Origin of the sequence: Hydrogenophaga sp. (genome assembly GCF_030373225.1) — a bacterium.
Classification (GTDB): domain Bacteria; phylum Pseudomonadota; class Gammaproteobacteria; order Burkholderiales; family Burkholderiaceae_C; genus Hydrogenophaga.
In genome coordinates this window covers 1-18,941 of sequence record NZ_JAUCZG010000051.1, presented here as the reverse complement: position 1 = coordinate 18,941, position 18,941 = coordinate 1, and the positions used below count along the sequence as shown (strand labels likewise).

Genomic DNA, 18,941 nt, shown 5'->3' with positions numbered 1-18,941 from the left:
CGGGTCAGCCCCCTCGGGGGGCAGCGGACCACGCGCAGCGGGGGAGCGTGGGGGCCATCACCTCCCCAGGCGGTAAGGCTCGTCGAAGGCGACGAAGTCGTGTTCGGCCAGGGCATCGTCGATCCAGGCCTTGACACCCGGCAGCGCGCACACACGTTCTACGTAGGACAACAGATCGGCTGGCAGCGGCAGGCCGTAGGTCTTGATGCGCATGCACACGGGCGCGAAGTAGGCGTCGGCGATGCTGAAGTCGCCGAACAGCAGGGCGCCATCGGGCTGCGCCGCGAGCAGCTCCCCCCACAGACCGCCCAGCCGGGCGATGTCGGCACGCACGGCGGCCTGGTCGCGCCAGACCAGTCGCCCCACCTCCGGCAGGGAGGCCTCGATGTTCATGGGACAGTGGTTGCGCAGTGCCGTGAAGCCGCTGTGCATTTCAGCGCAGACGCTGCGGGCCCGCGCCCGGGCCTTCAGGTCTCGCGGCCACAAGGCCGACGCCGGGTATCGCTCGGCCAGGTATTCGGCAATCGCCAGCGTGTCCCAGACGGCAAATCCGTCGTCCACCAGCGCCGGCACCTTGCCCAGCGGGTTGACGGTGCGAAGCGTCTTCTTGAAGGCCGAATCGGCTTCGAACGAGTCGAAGCGGACCATGACCTCTTCGAAAGGAATGCCGGCCTGTTTCATGAGCACCCAGGGGCGCATGGACCAGGACGAATAGTTCTTGTTGCCGACGTAGAGCTGCAGCGCCATGGAGCCTCCTGAAAGAGGCCGATGGTACGGACTTTCCCGGAGACCATTGATGCCGAAAAGGCACCCGATTGATCGCGGGCGGTGGCCGGTCAGGCGTACTTTTCGAGGATCCGGGTAGAGCGCTCGATCTCTCGAAAGGTGTGCACCTCCGAGTCGGAGGTGGAGACGGCTTCCATCACCGTGCTGGCCATCATTCGGTAAAAGGCCTTGTCCATGGCCTTGCGCGCGGCCGACATCTGCTGGGCCACGTCTTCGCAGGACCGTCCGTCTTCCACCATTTCAATCAGGCCGCGCACCTGTCCTTCGATGCGCTTGAGTCGGTTGATCACCTCACGCTGTTGTTCGGTGCGGTACACCGGACGCAGTGTGCCGGTGCGGCGGATGGGAAGTTTCACGCTGGAGACAGTCATCGGGGTTCCTCGGGTTGGAGTTGTACTGTGTACGGTTTACTTTAGATCCCGACGACCCAAATGAAAATGATGCTTTGGTGCTATTTTTTGCGTGAAACCCGCTGGACGTGACCCCTCACACGCGCGGCTCTTCGACCTTGGTTCCGCCCCGGCGGAACGCCAGCAGCTTGCTGCGGCCGCCGCGCTGGCCCAGATAAGCGGGCGCCACGGTGTGAATGCTGGCTGGCTCGATGCCCAGAGCCGACAGTCCGGGCCATTGCCGGGTCGCGACGTTGTCGACCGACATGGCGGCGAGATTGTCCCGGCTCATCAACGGCTCGCCGGGCATGAGCTCCATCACCCGCGCCTGCACCCGGGCGAGCAAGCCGGGCAGCGGCAGCACCGGGCGCTGCCGGCTGCCGTGGCGCCCCGCCAGACGCACCAGGTCGGCCAGTGTCAGCACGTCGGGCCCGGCGCACTCGAATGTCTGGCCCACCGTGCTGCGGGAAAAACCTTGATCGAGCAGACAGGCCGCCACCGCACTGGCCACATCTTCCACCCACACCGGCTGGAAGCGGGCCCCCGCACTGGCCAGCGGGACCACGGGAAAGACCGACTGAAGCCCGGCGAACACATTGAGAAAACGATCGCCGGCGCCGAAGATCACGCTGGGGCGCAGCACGGTCAGGTCCAGACCGGCCGCACGCAACACGTCTTCACCACGCGCCTTGCTGCGCTGGTAACGCGAGGGTCCGTCCAGGCTGACGCCGAGTGCGCTGACATGCACCAGTCGGCGCACGCCGGTGGCCAGGCAGGCTTGCGACAGGGACAGGGGCAATTCCACATGCACGCGCTCGAACGCCTCTTCGGTGCCGTGCAGGATGGCAATCAGGTTGACCACCGCATCGTGCCCCGCCACCAGCTCCATCAACTGGGCGGGGTCGTGCACATTGGCTTCAAGCACGGTCACGCGCGGCAGGTGCTGCACGGCTGCCGCGTTGATGGCGCGGCGCGTGGGAACGGTGATGCGCCAGCCTTGGCGATGCAGTTTTTCACAGACGTGGCGGCCGACAAAGCCGGTGCCCCCGAGGACGAGGATGTTTTTCATGGGTTTGCGCAGGCCGAAGCTTTCAGGGGAGATCACGATCGATGGGGGTTTCACCGCCCGGTCGGGGGCCGACGCTGCCCAGGCGCGCGCGCAGGGACTGGGGCTGGCCCGACAGGAGGGCGGCGTAGCTGGCGGTGTTGGCCAGCACCCGCTTGACGTAGTCGCGGGTTTCCTCAAACGGAATGTTCTCGACCCAGATCTCGCCCGGGAGCACCGGGCCGTTGCGCCAGCTGCGTGGGCGGCCAGGGCCGGCGTTGTAGGCGGCTGCGGCCATGGGCAGCGAGCTGTCGAAGTCGTCAAGCGCCAGCTTGAGGTAGGCGGTGCCGATGAGGATGTTGGTGTCGCGCTCGGTGATCTGGGCGGGCCTGAAATCGGTCAGGCCGATCTTGCGGGCGGTCCACCGAGCAGTGGCCGGCATCACCTGCATGAGGCCGGACGCACCGACACCCGAACGCGCGTCGGTGACAAAGCGGCTTTCCTGACGGATCAGGCCATACACATAGGCCGGGTCGAGGCCGATCTCCCGCGAGCGGCTCACCACCGCCGTGCGGTGCGGCGTGGGAAAACGCTGGGCGTGGTCCTGGGCGATCGGCGTGCGCAGGCTGGTGTTGATGCAACGGTCCCACAGTTCGGCTTCGCAGGCCAGGGCGGCAGCAGCGAGCAATTCGCGCTCGGCCATGCCGCCGGCGTCGTGCAGGTTGACGGTGTAGTTCCACTCGCGCACGCCTTCGCTGCGCAGCCCCAGGCGGATGGCGATCAGGGCACGCCGCAGGCCCGGGTGTCGCTGGGCGGCTGCGATTTCTTCGGCGCCCAGCGGTGCCGGGGCCGGTGGCGTGGTGATCGGGCGGCCCAGGTCTTCGAGCGCCAGTTGTTCGTAGAAGCCGCGCTCCGAGGCGATGGATTCGAGCAGGGCGCGGGCCTGGGTCTGGGCGGTGGCAGCGTCGGGCCGCTTGAGCGCCTGCAGGGCGCGTGCTTTCCAGTAGATCCAGTCGGGCTCGTTGCGCTGCGACTCCGACATGGCGGCGATCGCATCGCTCACGTGGGCCCAGGCGCCCGCCCGCATGCCGGCGCGGGCCTTCCAGGCCAGGTGATCGTCGTGCATGTGGCGGTCTTCGCCGTTGACGAAATGGGCCAGAGCCTGGGTTTCCAGCTTTTGTGCCGAGCGTTTGCCGATCACACCCCACACCCAGCTGCGTTCTTCCGTGGTGAGCTGTGCCTTCCAGCGTGTTCGGTCCATTTCCAGAGCGGCGGCGGCCGGGTCGCTGGACGCAAGCCGGATGATGGCCAGGGTCACCAGCTCCTTGGTGCGCGGGCGGATGGCGGTGAACTTTTCGTCGAGGTACCTGGCGGGGTCCCTGGCCACGTTGTCCACCATGGCGGCCCAGTCCGGGTCGAGCAGACCCACGGCCTGGCTGGCCACGCGCGGGCGGTTGGCGTCCATGGCCAGGCGCGCGCGCTGCCAGGCGACCTCGGGTTTCAGGTGACCGCTGCCCAGCAGCGACTGCGCGGCGGTGGCACAGCCGTCGTCGGCGTCGCGCTGTGCGAGCCACAGTCCGCGCACGCGCTCGGCAGCGAGTTCGGCCGGCATGCGGCCACTGGCTGCGTCGAGCATGAGGGAGTAGCAACTCACCTGGCGGTCGTCGTTCATGCGAAAGCGCGCCAGCTCGGAGGAGAAAGGGGCCCAGTCGCGTGCGCGGCCGAGCAGCAACAGCCAGTCGTTGCGCAGGCGGTCTTCCCAGTAGGTGCCCGCCATCCGGTCCAGGGCCGAGCGGATCTCGCCGGGGCTGGCGGTCTCCAGCCGGGACTTCATCTCCCAGTAGATCGCCAGTGGTTCCAGCGCGTGGCCGCGCATCGACGGCAACAGGCTGGCGAGCTGGGCGGTGTTGTTGCGGCGGAACGCCTCGCGCATCTCGAGCAGGGTGGCGTCTCCACCGGCGCCGCCCTGGGCATGTGCCAGCCCCGGCGCCACCAGCACGGCCATAATGAACCGCAGAGCCCACTGGCGCATGCTGTGCAGCGCCGACGTGTTCTGCGCTTTCGATCCCTGTTTCACACCAACCTGTTTCATGCGTTGATTATGGACACCAAAGACGGACAGAGTTCCCCTGCACCCCACAGGAAACAGGATGAGCGTTCAACGGCGGCGGCGCTGAAAACCGAATGGCGCAAGTCGCTGGTCGAGAAGCGCCTGGGCTTGGCCGACCGCGGTTTTCGCAACGACATGCTGCAGCGGGTCATGCGGGTGTGGCTGATCGAGCGGCCGGATGCCGTGATGGGCGCCTACTGGCCCATCAAGGGTGAGTTCGATCCCTTGCCCGCCTTGTTTCGCTGGCAGGAAGCGGGCCTGGAAGAAGATGCACAGGGTGCCCAGAGGAACCGGCGCATCGGTCTGCCGGTGGTCAACAAGGTCGACAAGACCCTGACCTTCTACACCTGGTACCCGGGTTGCCCCATGGAGGAAGACGCCTACGGCATCCCCAAACCCAAGGACACCGAGATCGTCGTGCCCACGTTGATCTTTGTGCCCTGTGTGGGTTATGGGCCGGGCGGCTTCCGGCTGGGGTATGGCGGTGGCTTCTACGACCGCACGCTCGCCAGTCTGCAACCCAAGCCGTTCACGGTGGGGCTGGGTTACGACTTTGCCTACCTGCCCCACCTGCTTCCGGAGGCGCACGACGTGCCGCTGGACGCGATCCTGAGCGACACCGGGGTGATGTGGCCTGAAAGGTAGTGGTGGTGCCCCCACGCTCCCCCGCTGCGCGTGGTCCGCTGCCCCCCGAGGGGGCTGATCCGGCTTGGGGCGGCCCGGCGCCGGATCTGGGTGCCCCCACGCTCCCCCGCTTCGCGAGGTCCGCTGCCCCCCGAGGGGGCTGGGCCTGCCTTGGGGCGGCCCGGCGGCTGGCCCTGGCCTTGCCCCCACGCTCCCCCGCTGCGCGTGGTCCGCTGCCCCCCGAGGGGGCTGAGCCTGCCTTGGGGCGGCCCGGCGGCTGGCTCGGGCTCTTGCTTGCTCCGTTGATGTTCATGGCTTGTCGCTGATGTTGAGGGCGTTCAATCGGGCCGTTTCGCGGTAGAGCTGGTCCCGCCCGCTTTCGTAGGGGCGTGGCCATTGCAGGGCGCGTGTCTGCAGCCTGGCGGCCTCGTGCAGTGTCCAGGCCGGGTTGGCCAGGTGGGGGCGGGCCACGGCGCAGAGGTCGGCGCGGCCGGCGGCGATGATGCTGTTGGCGTGGTCGGCTTCGCTGATCGCACCCACCGCCATGGTGAGGATGCCGGCCTCGTTGCGCACCCGGTCGGCGAACGGTGTCTGGTACATGCGGCCGTACACCGGCTTGGCCGCGCGCGTGGTCTGGCCAGAGGACACGTCGATCACGTCGCAGCCGGCGGCCTTGAACAGCCGCGCCATCGCCACTGCGTCGTCCGGGGTGTTGCCGCCGGGCGCCCAGTCGTGCGCCGAGATGCGCACGCTCATGGGCCGATCCGCCGGCCACGCGGCGCGCACCGCGGTGAACACCTCCAGCGGATAGCGGCAGCGGTTGGCCAGCGTGCCGCCGTATTCGTCGGTGCGTTGGTTGGTCAGCGGGCAGATGAAGGCCGAGAGCAGGTAGCCGTGGGCCGCGTGCAATTCAAGCCAGTCGAAGCCGGCGGCAGCGGCACGCTTCGTCGACTCGACGAAGGCGGCGGTGAGCGCGTCCATGTCGGCGCGGGTCATGGCGCGGGGCACCTGGTTCTGCTCGCCATACGGCACGGCGCTGGCCGAGATCACGGGCCAGTTGCCGGTCGCCAGCGGCTCGTCGATGCGTTCCCAGCCGAGCTGTGTGGAACCCTTGGGCCCGCTGTGGCCGAGCTGGATGCCGATGTGCGCCTGCTGGCTGTGGCTGAAGTCCACGATGCGCTGGAAGCCGGCTTGCTGCGCGTCGTTCCACAAGCCGGGGCAGCCGGGTGTGATGCGACCCTCCGGCGTGGGGCTGGTCATCTCCACCATCACCAGCGCCGCACCACCGAGCGCGCGCGCGCCCAGGTGCACCAGGTGGTAGTCGCCCACCACCCCGTCCACCGCGCTGTACTGCGCCATGGGCGAGACCACGATGCGGTTTTTCAGCGTCAGTCCGCGCACCGTGAGCGGCAGCAGCATCGGCGGTGTGGGGTGTTGGCCCCCACGCTCCGCCGCTGCGCGGGTCGCTGCCCCCCGGGGGGGCTGATCCGGCTTGGGGCGGCCCGGCGCCGGATCGTTGTGGCCCCCACGCTGCGCCGCTGCGCGGGTCGCTGCCCCCCGGGGGGGCTGATCCGGCTTGGGGCGGCCCGGCGCCGGATCGTTCTCGCCCCCACGCTGCGCCGCTGCGCCAGGGCTGAAACGCGCCAGCCACGACTCGTAGCCTTCGAGCCAACCCGCATCGCGCAGGCGCAGGTTTTCATGGCTGATGCGCTGGCTGCGCGTGAGCAGCGAGTAGGCGAACTGCTCCACCTCCATGCCGCTGTAGCGCTCCACGTTCTCGAACCACTCGGTCGAGTTGCGCGCGGCATTCTGGATCTTGAGCACCTCGACACTTCGGCGTGCTTCGTAGCCACGCAGCACTTCGTCCACATCGGCATTCGCGTGGCGCGTGAATTCGTTGGCCAGGTCGATCGCGTCTTCCAGTGCGAGCTTGGTGCCGCTGCCGATGGAGAAGTGCGCGGTGTGGGCGGCGTCTCCCATGAGCACCACTGGTATGCGCTTTGCCGCGCGATCCGGCGCCGGGCCGCCCCAAGCCGGATCGGCCCCCTCGGGGGGCAGCGGACCTCGCGCAGCGGGGGAGCGTGGGGGCAAAAGACCGGGCCAGCCGCCGGGCCGCCCCAAGGCAGGCCCAGCCCCCTCGGGGGGCAGCGGACCTCGCGCAGCGGGGAAGCGTGGGGGTCAGTTCAAAACGTGCCGGGGTAAGCCCCGCCATCGGCCAGCACGTTCTGACCGGTGATGTAGCCCGCGTGCACACTGCAGAGAAAGGCGCAGATGGCACCGAATTCATCCGAGGTGCCGAAGCGTTTGGCCGGGATGCCCTTGCGCCGGGCGTCGGCGATCGCATCCACCGACTGGCCGGTTTTTTCAGCGGCACCGGCCAGCGTGGTCTTCAGGCGGTCGGTGTCGAAGGCGCCGGGCAGGAGGTTGTTGACCGTCACGCCTTGCGCTGCAAGCGGGCTGCGCGCCACGCCGGCCACAAAACCCGTCAGGCCACTGCGTGCGCCGTTCGACAGGCCCAGGATGTCGATCGGTGCCTTCACCGCGCCCGAGGTGATGTTGATGATGCGACCGAAGCCGCGCTGCGCCATGCCGTCCACCGTGGCCTTGATGAGCTCGATCGGTGTGAGCATGTTGGCGTCGATCGCCTTGATCCAGACGTCGCGGTCCCAGGCGCGGAAATCGCCAGGGGGCGGTCCACCGGCGTTGTTCACCACGATGTCGAAGGCCTTGCCGGGTCCGTCCGCCACCGACAGGGCTGCGGCGCGGCCCTCGGAGGTGGTGATGTCGGCCGCCACCGTCAGCACGGTCCCGCCCGGCACGGCGGCCCTCAGAGCCGTCGCGGCGGCTTCGAGGTCGCGTGCGCCGCGCGCCACCATCACCACATGCACGCCCTCGGCGGCCAGCGCCTGCGCGCAACCCAGCCCCAGGCCCTTGCTCGCGCCACACACCAGCGCCCACTTGCCCTTGATACCCAGATCCATGAACAGTCTCCTGAAAAAAATCGATCAGCTGGCGCGGCCGAAACGCGTCACCAGAAACACCCCCGAGAGCACGAGCGCCGTGCCCACCACGATCCAGCCATTGAACGGCTCGCCAAGAATCAGCACGCCCATGAGGATGGTCGACATCGGACCGACCATGCCGGTCTGGGCCGCCAGGCCCGAGCCGATGCGCTCGATCGCCATCATCACCATGAGCACCGGCGCAAAGGTGCACAGCGTCGCGTTGAGCACCGACAGCCAGATCACCTCGGGCGCCACCAGCGCCGCGCTCATGGGACGCAGCAGCGCGAACTGCACCAGGCACAACACGCAGGCCACACTGGTGGCCAGGCCCACCAGCCGCAGCGATCCCAGTCGTTGCACCAGTTCGCCGCTGTACACGAGGTAGACGGCGTAGCTGATGGCGCTGCCGAACACCAGGGCCGCACCCAGCAGCGCGTCGGGGCCCTGCAGTCCGGCCTCGTGCCCGAACACCACCAGCACACCGCCGTAGCTCACGGCCATGGCCAGCGCCTGCAGGCGGGTGATGCGGCGCTGGTAGAGCACCCAGCCGAGCACCAGCACCAGCGTGGGGTTGAGGTACAGAATGAGCCGCTCCAGGCTGGCGCTGATGTACTGCAGGCCCCAGAAGTCGAGGAAGCTCGCGAGGTAGTAACCGGTGAAGCCCAACCCGAGGATGCCCCACCAGTCGCTGCGGGTCAGCGGCGCCCTGGCACCACCGCCCTGGCGCCAGGTGGCCCACCAGGCCAGCGCCAGGAACAGCGGCAGCGCAAACAGCATGCGGTACATGATCAGCGTGACGGCGTCCACGCCGTGGCGGTACGCCAGCTTCACGATGATGGCCTTGCCGCTGAAGGCGATGGAGCCGGCGGCTGCGAGCAGCAGTCCGGTGGCCAGGTGGGGAGACGGAGCAACACGCATCGGATCACTGCACCGGTGGCGTGCAGGCCAGCACCTCGTCCATGGTGGTCAGCCCCTCGGCCACGCGCATGGCGCCGGCCAGGCGCAGCGGACGCATGCCGTCGGCCACGGCCTGCTTGCGCATCACGTCCAGACGCGGTTCACGGCTGACCTTGTCCTTGAACGCTTCGGTGACCGTGAGCAGCTCATACAGGCCCATGCGTCCGCGAAAGCCGGTCATGCGGCAATCGACGCAGCCCACCGGCTCGTAGGGCCGGTAACTGCCACTGATCTGCCAGGGTTTGACCAGCTCGGCCAGCGACTCGCGCGAACTCGCAGCAGTGGCCTTGTCCTGCTGCGTCTTGCAGGCCGGGCAGAGCGTGCGCACCAGGCGCTGCGCGAGCACGCCGAGCACGGTGGCGTTGATCAGGTAGGGCGCAATGCCCAGCTCCATCAGACGCATGACGGCCGCCGGCGCGTCGTTGGTGTGCAGCGTGGTGAACACGAGATGCCCGGTGAGCGCGGCCTGCACCGCCATCTCGGCGGTGGCCAGGTCGCGCACTTCGCCCACCATGATGATGTCCGGGTCCTGGCGCATCAGGGCGCGCAGGCCCTGCGCAAAGTCCAGGTCGAGATGGGCCTGCACCTGGGTCTGGTTGAAGGCCGGCTCGATCATCTCGATCGGGTCTTCCACCGTGCTCACATTGACCTCTTCGGTGGCCAGGCGCTTGAGCGTGGCATACAGGGTGGTGGTCTTGCCCGAGCCGGTGGGGCCGGTCACCAGCACGATGCCGTGCGGGCGCTTGGTGAGTTCTTCCCAGCGCTGCGCATCGTGGGCGGCAAAACCCAGCGCGCCGAGGTCCTTCACCGTCGACTCGGGGTCGAAGATGCGCATGACGAGCTTTTCGCCGAAGGCCGTGGGCAAGGTCGACAGGCGCATCTCAACCTCTTCGCCCCTTGCACCGGCCACGCCGGGGCGCAGCGTCTTGATGCGCCCGTCCTGCGGGCGGCGGCGCTCCACCACGTCCATGCGCCCGAGCAGCTTGATGCGCGCGGTCATGGCGTTGAGCACGCCGATCGGCATCTGGTAGACCGGGTGCAACACGCCGTCGATGCGAAAGCGGATCACGCCCTGCTCGCGACGAGGTTCCAGGTGGATGTCGCTGGCGCGCTGGTCGAAGGCGTACTGCCACAACCAGTCCACCACCTGCACCACGCCCTGGTCGTTGGCGTCGAGCTGCTTGTTGGCCTTGCCCAGCTCCACCAGCTGCTCGAAGCTCCCGAAGCCACCACTGCCACCACCGCTCTTGCTGGCCGCACGCACCGACTTGGCGAGCGCAAAGAACTCGGCGGTGAAACTGCTGATGGCCTGCGGGCTGGCCAGCACCAGCCGCACCTTGCGCCGCGTCTGGCGCTCCACCTCGGGCACCCAGTCACGAATGAAGGGCTCGGCCGTGGCCACCACCACCTCGGTCGGACTGACCTGCACCGGCAGCACCTTGTGCCGCTCGGCGTAGGCCGCGCTCATCACGTCGGCCACCTTGCCCACATCCACCTTGAGCGGGTCGATGCGCATGTAATCCAGGCCGCTGCGCCGGGCCAGCCACTCGGTCAGCATTTCGACGTCGAGCACGTGGGCGTCTGCCTTGCGCGCCATGGCGACCACCGACAGGCGCTGCAGCGGGTGCTGGGCGCTGTGTGCCGAGGCGCAGCGCGCCTGCGTGCGCTCGGCCTCGGCGCCGGAGATCACACCGTCTTCGCGCAGCCACTGCACCAGCAGGCGCCAGTCCAGCGGGCCGTCGTGATCCATCGCGTCGGAGTGCCTGGTCGGAGTTTTCATGGGCATTTCAAGCAACGGGTTTGAACAGCTTCAGCCACTTGACCGCCGGCAGCCCCCAGCGTTCCTGCACCACCTCGGCACGGGCCAGCAGTTCCATGCGCGTGGGCCGTAGCGGCGTGCGCTGCGCGAGCACCACGGTGTTGCCTTCGCGCGTGGGCTTGAAGGCCCACACGGCGTCCTCGCCGAATGCGGCGCACAGGCTCTGCAGCGAGCGCTCAAAGCTGGTGTCGCGCCCGAACAGGTTCACGGTGAGGCAACCGTCTTCGGTCAGGGCGTTGCGGCAGTCGGCGTAGAAGTCGGGACTGTCGAGCACGGGTGCGGCGGCTTCGTGGTCGTACAGGTCCACCTGCAGCGCGTCGTAGGCGCCCAGGTGGTCGGCGCGGCGGATCTCCTCACCGGCATCGGCCAGCACGACGCGCAGCCTGGGCCCGTCGGCGGGCAGCTTGAACCAGCTGCGGCACACCACCAGCACCTGCGGGTTGATCTCGATGGCGGTGGTGTCCATGCGCAGCTTCTTGAAGCAGAACTTGGTCAACGCCGCCGAGCCCAGGCCGAGCTGCAGGGCACGGCGTTTGCTGACCGAATCGGGCTCGACAAACAGCAGCCAGGCCATCATGCGCTGGACGTAGTCGAGCTCGATGTCGAACGGTGCGTCCAGCAGCATGGACCCCTGGATCCACTCGGTGCCCAGGTGCAGAAAACGCACCTCGCTGTCTTCGGAGATCGTGACCTCGGGCAGTGTTGGCGGGCTGCGGCGTTTGAGCGCGGCGGCGTTGGCGCCGGCCTTCACGTCGGGTTTCCTTGTCGGTGTGGCATCTTCTTCGGGCTTCCTGCGAATGAAATCATTATGGGCACCTGGCGTTTGTCTCCGGCGGCGCCTGTCGCCTGGGCGCGGTGGCTGAGCGAAGCGGAGGAGAACCCATCAAACCTCGGCCGCTTCCACCAGAAACCGCACCCGCCGCTGCCCCTGCCACTCGTCCGCATCCAGACGGAACGCAATCTTCACACGCGCCGGCAAAGGCTCGGTGCGGCCGAACCAGATGCCGTCCACCGGCTCGCCCTGGTGCTTGAGTTTCAGAGCCAGGTGCTTCTCGCCCACCAGCCGCTGCGACACCACCTGCACCTCTTCGCAGAACACGGGTGGGGCAAAGCCCTGACCCCACACCTCCCTGTGCAGCGTGTCCACCAGATCCGCGCGGCGGTACTTTGTGTCCAGCGCACCGTCGGCCTCGATGCGCCGTTGCAGCGTGGCCGCATCCAGCCATTCGTGCGCCACCTGCTGCAAGGCCGACTCGAACGTCTCCAGATGCTCCTCGTCGATGGTGCAACCCGCTGCCATGGCGTGGCCACCGAAGCGCAACAACACGCCCGGATGGCGCTTGGCCACCAGATCGAGCGCATCGCGCAAATGAAAGCCCGCAATCGAACGACCCGAACCCTTGAGCTCGTTCTCCTTGCCCTCGGCGCCGCTGGCGGCGAAGACGAAGGTCGGGCGGTGCAACTTGTCCTTCAGGCGCGAGGCCACGATGCCCACCACGCCTTCATGGAAGTCGGGATCGAACACCACCAGCGCCGGCGGCGGCTCCTCGGACTCGTCGAACATCTCTTCGGCCATCTGCAGCGCCTGCTCGCGCATGTCGCCTTCGATCACCTTGCGTTCGCGGTTGATGCCGTCCAGCGTGCGCGCCAGCTCGTCCGCGCGCAAGGCATCGTCGGTGGTGAGGCACTCGATGCCCAGCGTCATGTCGGCCAGGCGGCCCGCCGCGTTCAGGCGTGGGCCGAGCGCAAAACCGAAGTCGAAGCCGGTGGCGGTCTCGGGCTTGCGCGCGGCCACGTTGAAGAGCGCCGTCATGCCCGGCGGCATGGCGCCGGCACGCACGCGCTTGAGCCCTTGTGCGACCAGGCGGCGGTTGTTGGCGTCGAGCCTGACCACGTCGGCCACGGTGCCGAGTGCCACCAGTGGCAGCAGGGTATCGAGCCTCGGCTCCCCCGTTCGGGCCGAGCCTGTCGAAACCCCCGCCACGGTGCTGGTGAGCCCTTCGACAGGCTCAGTGCGAACGGCCTTGTAGGCACCACGCTCACGCAGCTCGGCGCGCAGCGCCAGCAACACATAGAACATCACGCCCACGCCTGCGATCGACTTGCTCTCGAAGGCACAACCGGGCTGGTTGGGGTTCACGATGATGCAGTCCTGCGGCAGCGTGACCGCACCGTCTTTCAGGGCGGGCAGGTGGTGATCGGTGACGATCACCTGCAGGCCGAGCTCGCGCGCGGCGCGCACGCCGTCCATGCTGGCAGTGCCGTTGTCCACCGTCACCAGCACGTCGGCGCCCTGTGCCTTGACGCGTCTGGCGATCGACGGCGTGAGTCCGTAGCCGTCGGTCACGCGGTCGGGCACCAGGTAATTGACGCGGTCAAACCCCATCGGCGCACCGAGCATGCGCAAACCGCGCAGGCCGACCGCACAGGCGGTGGCCCCGTCGCAGTCGTAGTCGGCCACGATGCAGATCGCCCGGTGTGCAGCCATCGCGTCGGCCAGGGCGCGCGCGGCGTCCTGTGCACCGAGCATCTGCGTGGGTGGGATCAGGCGGGCCAGTGCGTCGTCGAGCTCGTCGGTGCTGGTGATGCCGCGCGCGGCAAACAGGCGCGCGAGCAGCGGGTGCAGTCCGCCTTGCTCCAGCGCCCAGGCGGCACGGGGTGGCACGTCGCGGATGATGATCTTCATAGGGTTTCCAGGGTCTTCCAGGCCGGGGCACGGCCCAGCAGGTTCTTGAGGAGGCGGCCAGCACGCACCATCGCGCCGCGCGGGGCGCTGGTGAAACGCTGGGCCGCGCGCTCGCCACACAGGCTGAGTGTGACCGGCTCGCCGCGGCGCGCACGCTCGAGCAGATCCTTGATCTCGCGGCTGTCCAGAGCGGCCCAGGCGTCCTTCCAGCGTGGCCAGTCGGCCTGCAGCGCTGCGCTGCGCAGCCCGTCGGGCATCCATGGGGCGGGCAGCAAGGGTGTCGGATGGTCCAGCGCGCCGGCACCACTGAGCCAGAAACCGTTGACCGGGTGCAGCCGCTGCGCCTCGCGCGCGTCGAACACCGGGTGCGTGTAGAAGAGCATCTGCGCCTCGCTCTGCAGGCGCTTGAGCAACTGGCCGCCCGCAGGGTTGGCCGTGCTGTCGGTCATCCAGGCCTCCACCGATCGCCCACCCACCCGGTCCAGGCTGGCGCAGGCGATGCCGCGCAACACCTCGCCGCTGGCGTGCCAGCGCGTGGCGGACTCGTAACGCAGCGCGATGCCGTCTTCGGCGCAGTAGGGCGCAAGCGCATCAAACAAGGGCCGGGCGTGTTCATCGGTGAGGCCCAGCTGATCACCTGGCAGCAGGCTCACCTGCTCCATGCCCACCTGAAAGTGGCAGGGTGTGAACCAGGCCTGCGGCAGCTCGGGCGTGCGGCTTTGCGCAGCCGCCCAGGGCAGGAGACCGTCGGGGTAGGCCGACCCGTCAGACCGCAGCAGACCGATGCTGTGCGCCAGCGCACGCTCATGCGGCGCACTCAGGCTGTGGTCGGTGCCGGCATCGGTGTGCGCCGGCTGCAGCCCGGCCAGCAAGGCGGTGAGGTGGGGCAATGGCAGGTCCGGCAATGCGGCCCGGCAAGCGGGGTCGCTGGCGCTGGCGAAAGGAACCAGCAGGTGCGTGGCAGGCTCGGAGGCCATGTGGGGAGCGGGCATCTCGCGATTGTCGGGGATGCCACAATGCCCGCTGGACCTCACATGCAAACTCCCTACGAACTCATTCTCGGCTGGCGCTACACGCGCGCCGGGCGCGCCACCCGGCGCAACGGCTTCATCTCCTTCATCTCGGGTGTGTCCATGCTGGGCATTGCGCTGGGTGTGGCCGCCCTCATCATCGTGCTCTCGGTCATGAACGGCTTTCAGAAGGAAGTGCGTGACCGCATGCTCGGTGTGCTGTCGCACATCGAGGTGTTCGAGCCCGGTGGCCAGGCCATTCCCAACCTGGCCGACACGCTGGCGAGGATCGAGCGCCACCCCGAGGTGGTCGGCGCTGCGCCCTTCGTGGGCGCGCAGGCGCTGATCGCACGCGGTGAAGACATGAAGGGCGCGCTGGTGCGCGGCATCGACCCGGCTCTGGAGCCCAAGGTCACCGAGCTGGCGGCCCAGCTGGCCGACACCGTGCTGCCGCGCCTGGTGCCCGGCGAATTCGGCGTGATCCTGGGCGGTGAACTCGCGCGCAGCCTGGGCGTGATCGCCGGCGACAGCGTCACGCTCATCGCTCCCAGCGGCCAGGTGACCCCCGCCGGCGTGGTGCCGCGCATCCGCCAGATGACGGTGGTGGGCACCTTCGATTCGGGCCACTACGAATACGACTCGGCGCTGGCCCTGCTGCACCAGGAAGACGCCGCACGCATCTTCCGGGTGGAAGGCCCGACCGGTGTGCGCGTGAAGATCCAGGACCTGCACGCGGCGCGCGAGGTGGCCGTGTCCATCGCCGCCGATCTCGACCCCGGGCTGCTGGTGCGCGACTGGACGCGCCAGAACCGGACCTGGTTCGCCGCCGTGCAGCTCGAGAAACGCATGATGTTCATCATCCTCACGCTGATCGTGGCGGTGGCGGCGTTCAACCTCGTGTCCACACTGGTGATGACGGTGACCGACAAACGCGCCGACATCGCGATCCTGCGCACGCTGGGTGCGAGTCCGCAAAGCATCATGGGGGTGTTCATGGTGCAGGGCGCCATGGTGGGCGTGATCGGCACCGGTGCCGGCCTTCTGCTCGGCCTGGGCATCGCCTTCAACATCGACACGCTGGTGCCGGCGCTCGAGAGCCTGCTGGGCGCGAGCTTCCTGCCGCAGGACATCTACCTCATCAGCCGCATGCCCAGCGACCCGCAGCGCGCCGACATCCTGCCGGTGGCGGTGATCTCGCTGGTGCTCTCCTTCCTCGCCACCATTTACCCCAGCTGGCGCGCGAGCCGCGTCAACCCTGCCGAAGCCCTGCGCTATGAGTGATTTGACGATCCCCACGCTCCGCCGCTGCGCGGGTCGCTGCCCCCCGAGGGGGCGCGTTTCACCTTGGGGCGACCCGGCGGCGAAACCCTTATGACACAAGCAGTCCTTCAGGCCACCGGCCTCACCAAGCGCTTCACCGAAGGCCGCCTCGACGTGACCGTGCTCACCGGCGTCGACCTCACCGTGCGGGCGGGCGAAACCGTGGCCATCGTCGGCGCTTCGGGTTCGGGCAAGAGCACCTTGCTGCACCTGCTCGGCGGGCTTGACGCGCCCACCAGCGGCAGCGTGCAGTTGATGGGGCAGACGATGTCGGGCCTGAGTGCCACGCAGCAGGGCGTGCTGCGCAACCAGCACCTGGGTTTCGTCTACCAGTTCCACCACCTGTTGCCCGAATTCAGCGCCCGCGACAACGTCGCCATGCCGCTGTGGATCCGCCGCATGCCGCGCGCGGAGGCGGCCGAACAGGCCCGCCAGATCCTCACCCGTGTGGGTCTGGCCGAGCGCCTCGGGCACCGGCCGGCCGAGCTCTCGGGCGGCGAGCGCCAGCGTGTGGCGATCGCACGTGCCCTGGTCACACAACCGGCCTGCGTGCTGGCCGACGAACCCACCGGCAACCTCGATCGCAACACCGCCGAGGGCGTGTTCCAGCTGATGCTGGAGCTGGCCCGAGACCAGGGCACGGCCTTCATCGTCGTCACCCACGACGAGACCCTGGCCGCGCGCTGCAACCGCGTGCTGCGCCTGACCACCGGCGTCCTGACCCAGGGCCATCCGCTCAGCGGCGAGGCAGGACGACTCAAGGCTTGATTCGTGTGAACCGCAGCGGCTTCTCGAGCCCCTGCACGTGCATCAGCATCGTCGTGCCCTGCACCTCCAGCCGCTGTGCGTTCTGCAACGCATCCAGGTAGCGCGTCTCCTGTTCGTCCACCGCTGGCCCGCAGGCCATTCGCGTGCCGGCCAGCTGGCCCAGCGCGATGCGGTCCTGCATCAGCGTGTACGAGCCAAAGAAGCGGTTGCACGAGCTGTTGCCCGCCACGCGACCGGCCTGCGGAAAAGCCAGCGTGGCCGACACGCGGTCGAGCACACCGCGCCCGCCGAGATCTTCGAGGCGCCATTCGCTGCCCACCAGCGGAGCGGCGCCGGGCGCGCCCGGCACGGCGCAGGCGGTGAGAGACAGCAGGAGGGGAACGGCGAACCAGCACAGGCGTGACATGGGTGGGTCCTTTCGGGTTGAGAAACGGTGCTTGCAGGCATGCCGGCACAATGGGTTCTTATACCGTCATGTGGATCGACACACACTGCCATCTGGACGCGCCCGAGCTGGGCGCCGACCACGCACTGGCGCTGGACCTGCGCCAACGCGCAGCCACGCTGGGCGTTGGCCTGTGCGTCATACCTGCGGTGCAGCGCGCCAACTTCGACACCGTGCGACAACTCGCGCACAGAACCGGCGACGCCTACGCACTGGGCATCCACCCGCTGTGTGTGCCCCAGGCCACCGAGGCCGACCTGGAGGCCCTCGATGCCGCGCTCGGCGCACACAGCGACGATCCGCGCCTGGTGGCCGTGGGTGAGATCGGACTCGACTTTTTCGTGCCGGCCTTGTGCACGCCCGGGATGCGCGAACGGCAGGCCTTCTTTTATCGCGCGCAGCTTCGGCTGGCTCGCACGCACGCGTTGCCGGTGATCGTGCATGTGCGGCGCAGCGCCGACCAGTTGCTCAAGCACCTGCGCGAGCTGCCCACGGACGGCGGCATCGCGCACGCGTTCAACGGCAGCGAGCAGCAGGCGCAAGCGTTCCTTGAGCTGGGCTTCAAGCTGGGTTTCGGTGGAGCGGTGACGTTCGAGCCCGCGCGCCAGTTGCGCCGCCTGGCGGCCGGGCTGCCGCTGTCGGCACTGGTGCTGGAAACCGACGCACCCGACATCCCGCCGCAGTGGCTCTATGCCACGGCGGCCGAGCGTGCCGCCGGACAAGCACAGGGCCTCAACAGCCCGGCCGAGCTGCCGCGCATCGGCGAGGTGGTGGCCGGGTTGCGCAGCATGGCCACCGATGCGCTGATGCAAGCCACCACGGCCAATGCCCTCACCGCCCTGCCCCGGCTGGCGGCGCTTCTGGCCACACCATGAACCGGCTGCAAGGTCTCGCGCCGGTGCTGAACGCGAACACCCGCGTGCTGGTGCTGGGCAGTTTTCCGGGCGTGGCCTCGCTGCGCGCGCAGCAGTACTACGGCCATCCGCAAAACCATTTCTGGAAGATCCTGGGCGCACTGTGGCAGGCGCCGCTGCCGGCCTTGCCCTATCCGGAGCGCGTGGCCAGCCTGCTGGAGCACGGACTGGGTGTGTGGGACGTGTACGGTGCCTGTGAGCGCGAAGGCAGCCTGGACGCCAACATCCGCAATGCCGAGGTGAACGATTTTTCGAGGGTGCTGCAGGCCAGTCCGGGGCTGGAGGCCATCGCGCACAACGGTGGCGAGAGCTTTCGCCATGCGAAGCACACCGGGGCATTCGGCCTGCCGGTGTACAAGTTGCCGTCCACCAGTCCGGCCAATGCGAGCTGGAGTTTCGAGCGCAAGCTCGCGGCCTGGTCCGAGGTGTTGCAGCGCCATGGTGTTGCCTGACGGCAAAGCGACCCGCACGTCTGGAGGCTGTCCTGTCCAGAGCTACCGGGGGTCCGGCTCCGCCGGGCCCAGGTATCGCCCCCCTTCCAGGGCCAGCGCCGAAGGCGCACGGGGGTGACCTGTGTTTCAGCCCATCAGGGCTTCGCGCACCGCAGCCAGCTGCCGGCGCGACACCGCCAGGCGTTCCTCCACGCCGTCCAGCCGAACCGTCCAGCCTTCGCCGTCGACCGGATCGTTGTGCTTTTCCACCGCCCGCACGGCGCGGCGCGACACCAGCGCGTTGCGGTGCACGCGCACGAACAGGTGGGCATAACGCTGCTCCAGATCGCTCAGCGCGCCGTCGAAGATGTGTTCCTTGTCGGCCGTGCGCACCGTGATGTACTTCAGCTCGGCCTTGAGGTAGATCACGTCGGCCAGCGCCACGCGCTCGCTGCGACCACGCTCCTGGATGATCAGGCTCTCGGGCAGGCCCACATCGACCGCGGCTTCGGCACGCAGGCGCTGCACCTTCTGCAAGGCCTGCTGCAAGCGTTCACGGCGCACCGGCTTGGTCAGGTAGTTGTGAAGCTTCAATAGGTTGTATCGGGTGTTCACCCGGATTGAGTCTGAGA

Annotated in this window: 17 protein-coding genes and 1 pseudogene; 5 read left to right on the top strand and 13 right to left on the bottom strand. The window is 68.5% G+C overall.

The genetic code is table 11. The annotated features are described in order from the left end of the window. Positions 1-57: 57 nt before the first annotated feature. The 4 genes from QUV35_RS18840 to QUV35_RS18825 all read right to left on the bottom strand — a co-directional run bounded on the left by QUV35_RS18840 (position 58) and on the right by QUV35_RS18825 (position 4,225). Positions 58-747 (bottom strand): glutathione S-transferase family protein, encoded by a 690-nt coding sequence (locus tag QUV35_RS18840; RefSeq protein ID WP_300877342.1) that lies wholly within the window; start codon positions 745-747, stop codon positions 58-60. Between the two features lie 89 nt (positions 748-836). Then, positions 837-1,157, bottom strand: coding sequence for a metal-sensitive transcriptional regulator (locus QUV35_RS18835; protein WP_300877343.1), 321 nt, complete (start codon positions 1,155-1,157; stop codon positions 837-839). A 115-nt stretch (positions 1,158-1,272) separates the two neighbouring features. Beyond that, positions 1,273-2,244, bottom strand: a complete 972-nt coding sequence (locus QUV35_RS18830; protein ID WP_300877344.1) for a complex I NDUFA9 subunit family protein — start codon at positions 2,242-2,244, stop codon at positions 1,273-1,275. A 22-nt stretch (positions 2,245-2,266) separates the two neighbouring features. Continuing rightward, on the bottom strand, positions 2,267-4,225 hold the full coding sequence (locus QUV35_RS18825; protein WP_300877359.1) for a lytic transglycosylase domain-containing protein: 1,959 nt from the start codon (positions 4,223-4,225) through the stop codon (positions 2,267-2,269). A 96-nt stretch (positions 4,226-4,321) separates the two neighbouring features. Here QUV35_RS18825 and QUV35_RS18820 point away from each other — a divergent pair, with 96 nt between their 5' ends. Further along, entirely contained in the window at positions 4,322-4,975 is a 654-nt protein-coding gene (locus tag QUV35_RS18820; protein ID WP_300877345.1) for a 5-formyltetrahydrofolate cyclo-ligase, read from the top strand. A gap of 288 nt (positions 4,976-5,263) precedes the next feature. On the opposite strand, the pseudogene QUV35_RS18815 reads toward QUV35_RS18820, so the two are convergent. The 7 genes and pseudogenes from QUV35_RS18815 to QUV35_RS18785 all read right to left on the bottom strand — a co-directional run. Then, positions 5,264-6,955, bottom strand: a pseudogene (locus tag QUV35_RS18815) (bifunctional salicylyl-CoA 5-hydroxylase/oxidoreductase); the annotation flags it as partial. A gap of 182 nt (positions 6,956-7,137) precedes the next feature. After that, positions 7,138-7,935 carry an SDR family oxidoreductase gene (locus QUV35_RS18810; RefSeq protein ID WP_300877385.1) on the bottom strand — a complete coding sequence of 266 codons (798 nt, stop codon included), beginning with the start codon at positions 7,933-7,935 and terminating at the stop codon, positions 7,138-7,140. A gap of 24 nt (positions 7,936-7,959) precedes the next feature. Then, on the bottom strand, positions 7,960-8,877 hold the full coding sequence (locus tag QUV35_RS18805; protein WP_300877384.1) for a DMT family transporter: 918 nt from the start codon (positions 8,875-8,877) through the stop codon (positions 7,960-7,962). A gap of 4 nt (positions 8,878-8,881) precedes the next feature. Next, complete coding sequence (locus tag QUV35_RS18800) at positions 8,882-10,696, bottom strand: GspE/PulE family protein (protein WP_300877383.1); 1,815 nt, start codon at positions 10,694-10,696, stop codon at positions 8,882-8,884. A gap of 7 nt (positions 10,697-10,703) precedes the next feature. Then, complete coding sequence (locus QUV35_RS18795) at positions 10,704-11,486, bottom strand: spermidine synthase (RefSeq protein WP_300877382.1); 783 nt, start codon at positions 11,484-11,486, stop codon at positions 10,704-10,706. A 132-nt stretch (positions 11,487-11,618) separates the two neighbouring features. Beyond that, the gene (gene recJ, locus QUV35_RS18790; protein ID WP_300877381.1) at positions 11,619-13,421 is read right to left on the bottom strand and encodes a single-stranded-DNA-specific exonuclease RecJ; all 1,803 of its coding nucleotides are present in this window, start codon (positions 13,419-13,421) and stop codon (positions 11,619-11,621) included. Beyond that, a complete protein-coding gene (locus tag QUV35_RS18785) occupies positions 13,418-14,413 on the bottom strand; it encodes a phosphoglycerate mutase (RefSeq protein WP_300877380.1) in 996 nt (331 codons plus the stop codon). The genes recJ and QUV35_RS18785 overlap by 4 nt, the downstream gene beginning before the upstream one ends. A gap of 42 nt (positions 14,414-14,455) precedes the next feature. Between QUV35_RS18785 and QUV35_RS18780 the strand changes: the two genes are divergently transcribed. Next, complete coding sequence (locus QUV35_RS18780; RefSeq protein WP_300877379.1) at positions 14,456-15,712, top strand: lipoprotein-releasing ABC transporter permease subunit; 1,257 nt, start codon at positions 14,456-14,458, stop codon at positions 15,710-15,712. Between the two features lie 90 nt (positions 15,713-15,802). Further along, positions 15,803-16,519, top strand: a complete 717-nt coding sequence (lolD, locus tag QUV35_RS18775) for a lipoprotein-releasing ABC transporter ATP-binding protein LolD (protein WP_300877378.1) — start codon at positions 15,803-15,805, stop codon at positions 16,517-16,519. Here lolD and QUV35_RS18770 read toward each other — a convergent pair. Continuing rightward, positions 16,509-16,925: an META domain-containing protein gene (locus QUV35_RS18770; protein WP_300877377.1), complete on the bottom strand. Its 417-nt coding sequence runs from the start codon at positions 16,923-16,925 to the stop codon at positions 16,509-16,511. The two genes, lolD and QUV35_RS18770, sit on opposite strands and share 11 nt — an antisense overlap. Before the next feature lie 68 nt (positions 16,926-16,993). On the opposite strand from QUV35_RS18770, the gene QUV35_RS18765 reads away from it, so the two are divergent. Both QUV35_RS18765 and QUV35_RS18760 read left to right on the top strand, forming a co-directional pair. Further along, positions 16,994-17,839 carry a TatD family hydrolase gene (locus QUV35_RS18765; RefSeq protein ID WP_300877376.1) on the top strand — a complete coding sequence of 282 codons (846 nt, stop codon included), beginning with the start codon at positions 16,994-16,996 and terminating at the stop codon, positions 17,837-17,839. Next, positions 17,836-18,330 (top strand): DNA-deoxyinosine glycosylase, encoded by a 495-nt coding sequence (locus tag QUV35_RS18760; RefSeq protein WP_300877375.1) that lies wholly within the window; start codon positions 17,836-17,838, stop codon positions 18,328-18,330. The genes QUV35_RS18765 and QUV35_RS18760 overlap by 4 nt, the downstream gene beginning before the upstream one ends. Positions 18,331-18,456: 126 nt before the next feature. On the opposite strand, the gene QUV35_RS18755 is transcribed toward QUV35_RS18760, so the two are convergent. Beyond that, positions 18,457-18,941, bottom strand: a 485-nt coding sequence (locus QUV35_RS18755) for a LytTR family DNA-binding domain-containing protein (protein ID WP_300877374.1), incomplete at its 5' end; no start/stop codon positions are given.

Bases quoted from the DNA above. Each gene is read 5' to 3' on its own strand.
- QUV35_RS18760 (WP_300877375.1), top strand. From the start codon at position 17,836: ATGAACCGGCTGCAAGGTCTCGCGCCGGTGCTGAACGCGAACACCCGC.
- QUV35_RS18840 (WP_300877342.1), bottom strand. From the start codon at position 747: ATGGCGCTGCAGCTCTACGTCGGCAACAAGAACTATTCGTCCTGGTCC.
- QUV35_RS18785 (WP_300877380.1), bottom strand. From the start codon at position 14,413: ATGCCCGCTCCCCACATGGCCTCCGAGCCTGCCACGCACCTGCTGGTT.
- QUV35_RS18830 (WP_300877344.1), bottom strand. From the start codon at position 2,244: ATGAAAAACATCCTCGTCCTCGGGGGCACCGGCTTTGTCGGCCGCCAC.
- recJ (WP_300877381.1), bottom strand. From the start codon at position 13,421: ATGAAGATCATCATCCGCGACGTGCCACCCCGTGCCGCCTGGGCGCTG.
- QUV35_RS18820 (WP_300877345.1), top strand. From the start codon at position 4,322: ATGGACACCAAAGACGGACAGAGTTCCCCTGCACCCCACAGGAAACAG.
- QUV35_RS18780 (WP_300877379.1), top strand. From the start codon at position 14,456: ATGCAAACTCCCTACGAACTCATTCTCGGCTGGCGCTACACGCGCGCC.
- QUV35_RS18800 (WP_300877383.1), bottom strand. From the start codon at position 10,696: ATGAAAACTCCGACCAGGCACTCCGACGCGATGGATCACGACGGCCCG.
- QUV35_RS18765 (WP_300877376.1), top strand. From the start codon at position 16,994: ATGTGGATCGACACACACTGCCATCTGGACGCGCCCGAGCTGGGCGCC.
- QUV35_RS18770 (WP_300877377.1), bottom strand. From the start codon at position 16,925: ATGTCACGCCTGTGCTGGTTCGCCGTTCCCCTCCTGCTGTCTCTCACC.
- QUV35_RS18810 (WP_300877385.1), bottom strand. From the start codon at position 7,935: ATGGATCTGGGTATCAAGGGCAAGTGGGCGCTGGTGTGTGGCGCGAGC.
- lolD (WP_300877378.1), top strand. From the start codon at position 15,803: ATGACACAAGCAGTCCTTCAGGCCACCGGCCTCACCAAGCGCTTCACC.
- QUV35_RS18805 (WP_300877384.1), bottom strand. From the start codon at position 8,877: ATGCGTGTTGCTCCGTCTCCCCACCTGGCCACCGGACTGCTGCTCGCA.
- QUV35_RS18825 (WP_300877359.1), bottom strand. From the start codon at position 4,225: ATGGCCGTGCTGGTGGCGCCGGGGCTGGCACATGCCCAGGGCGGCGCC.
- QUV35_RS18835 (WP_300877343.1), bottom strand. From the start codon at position 1,157: ATGACTGTCTCCAGCGTGAAACTTCCCATCCGCCGCACCGGCACACTG.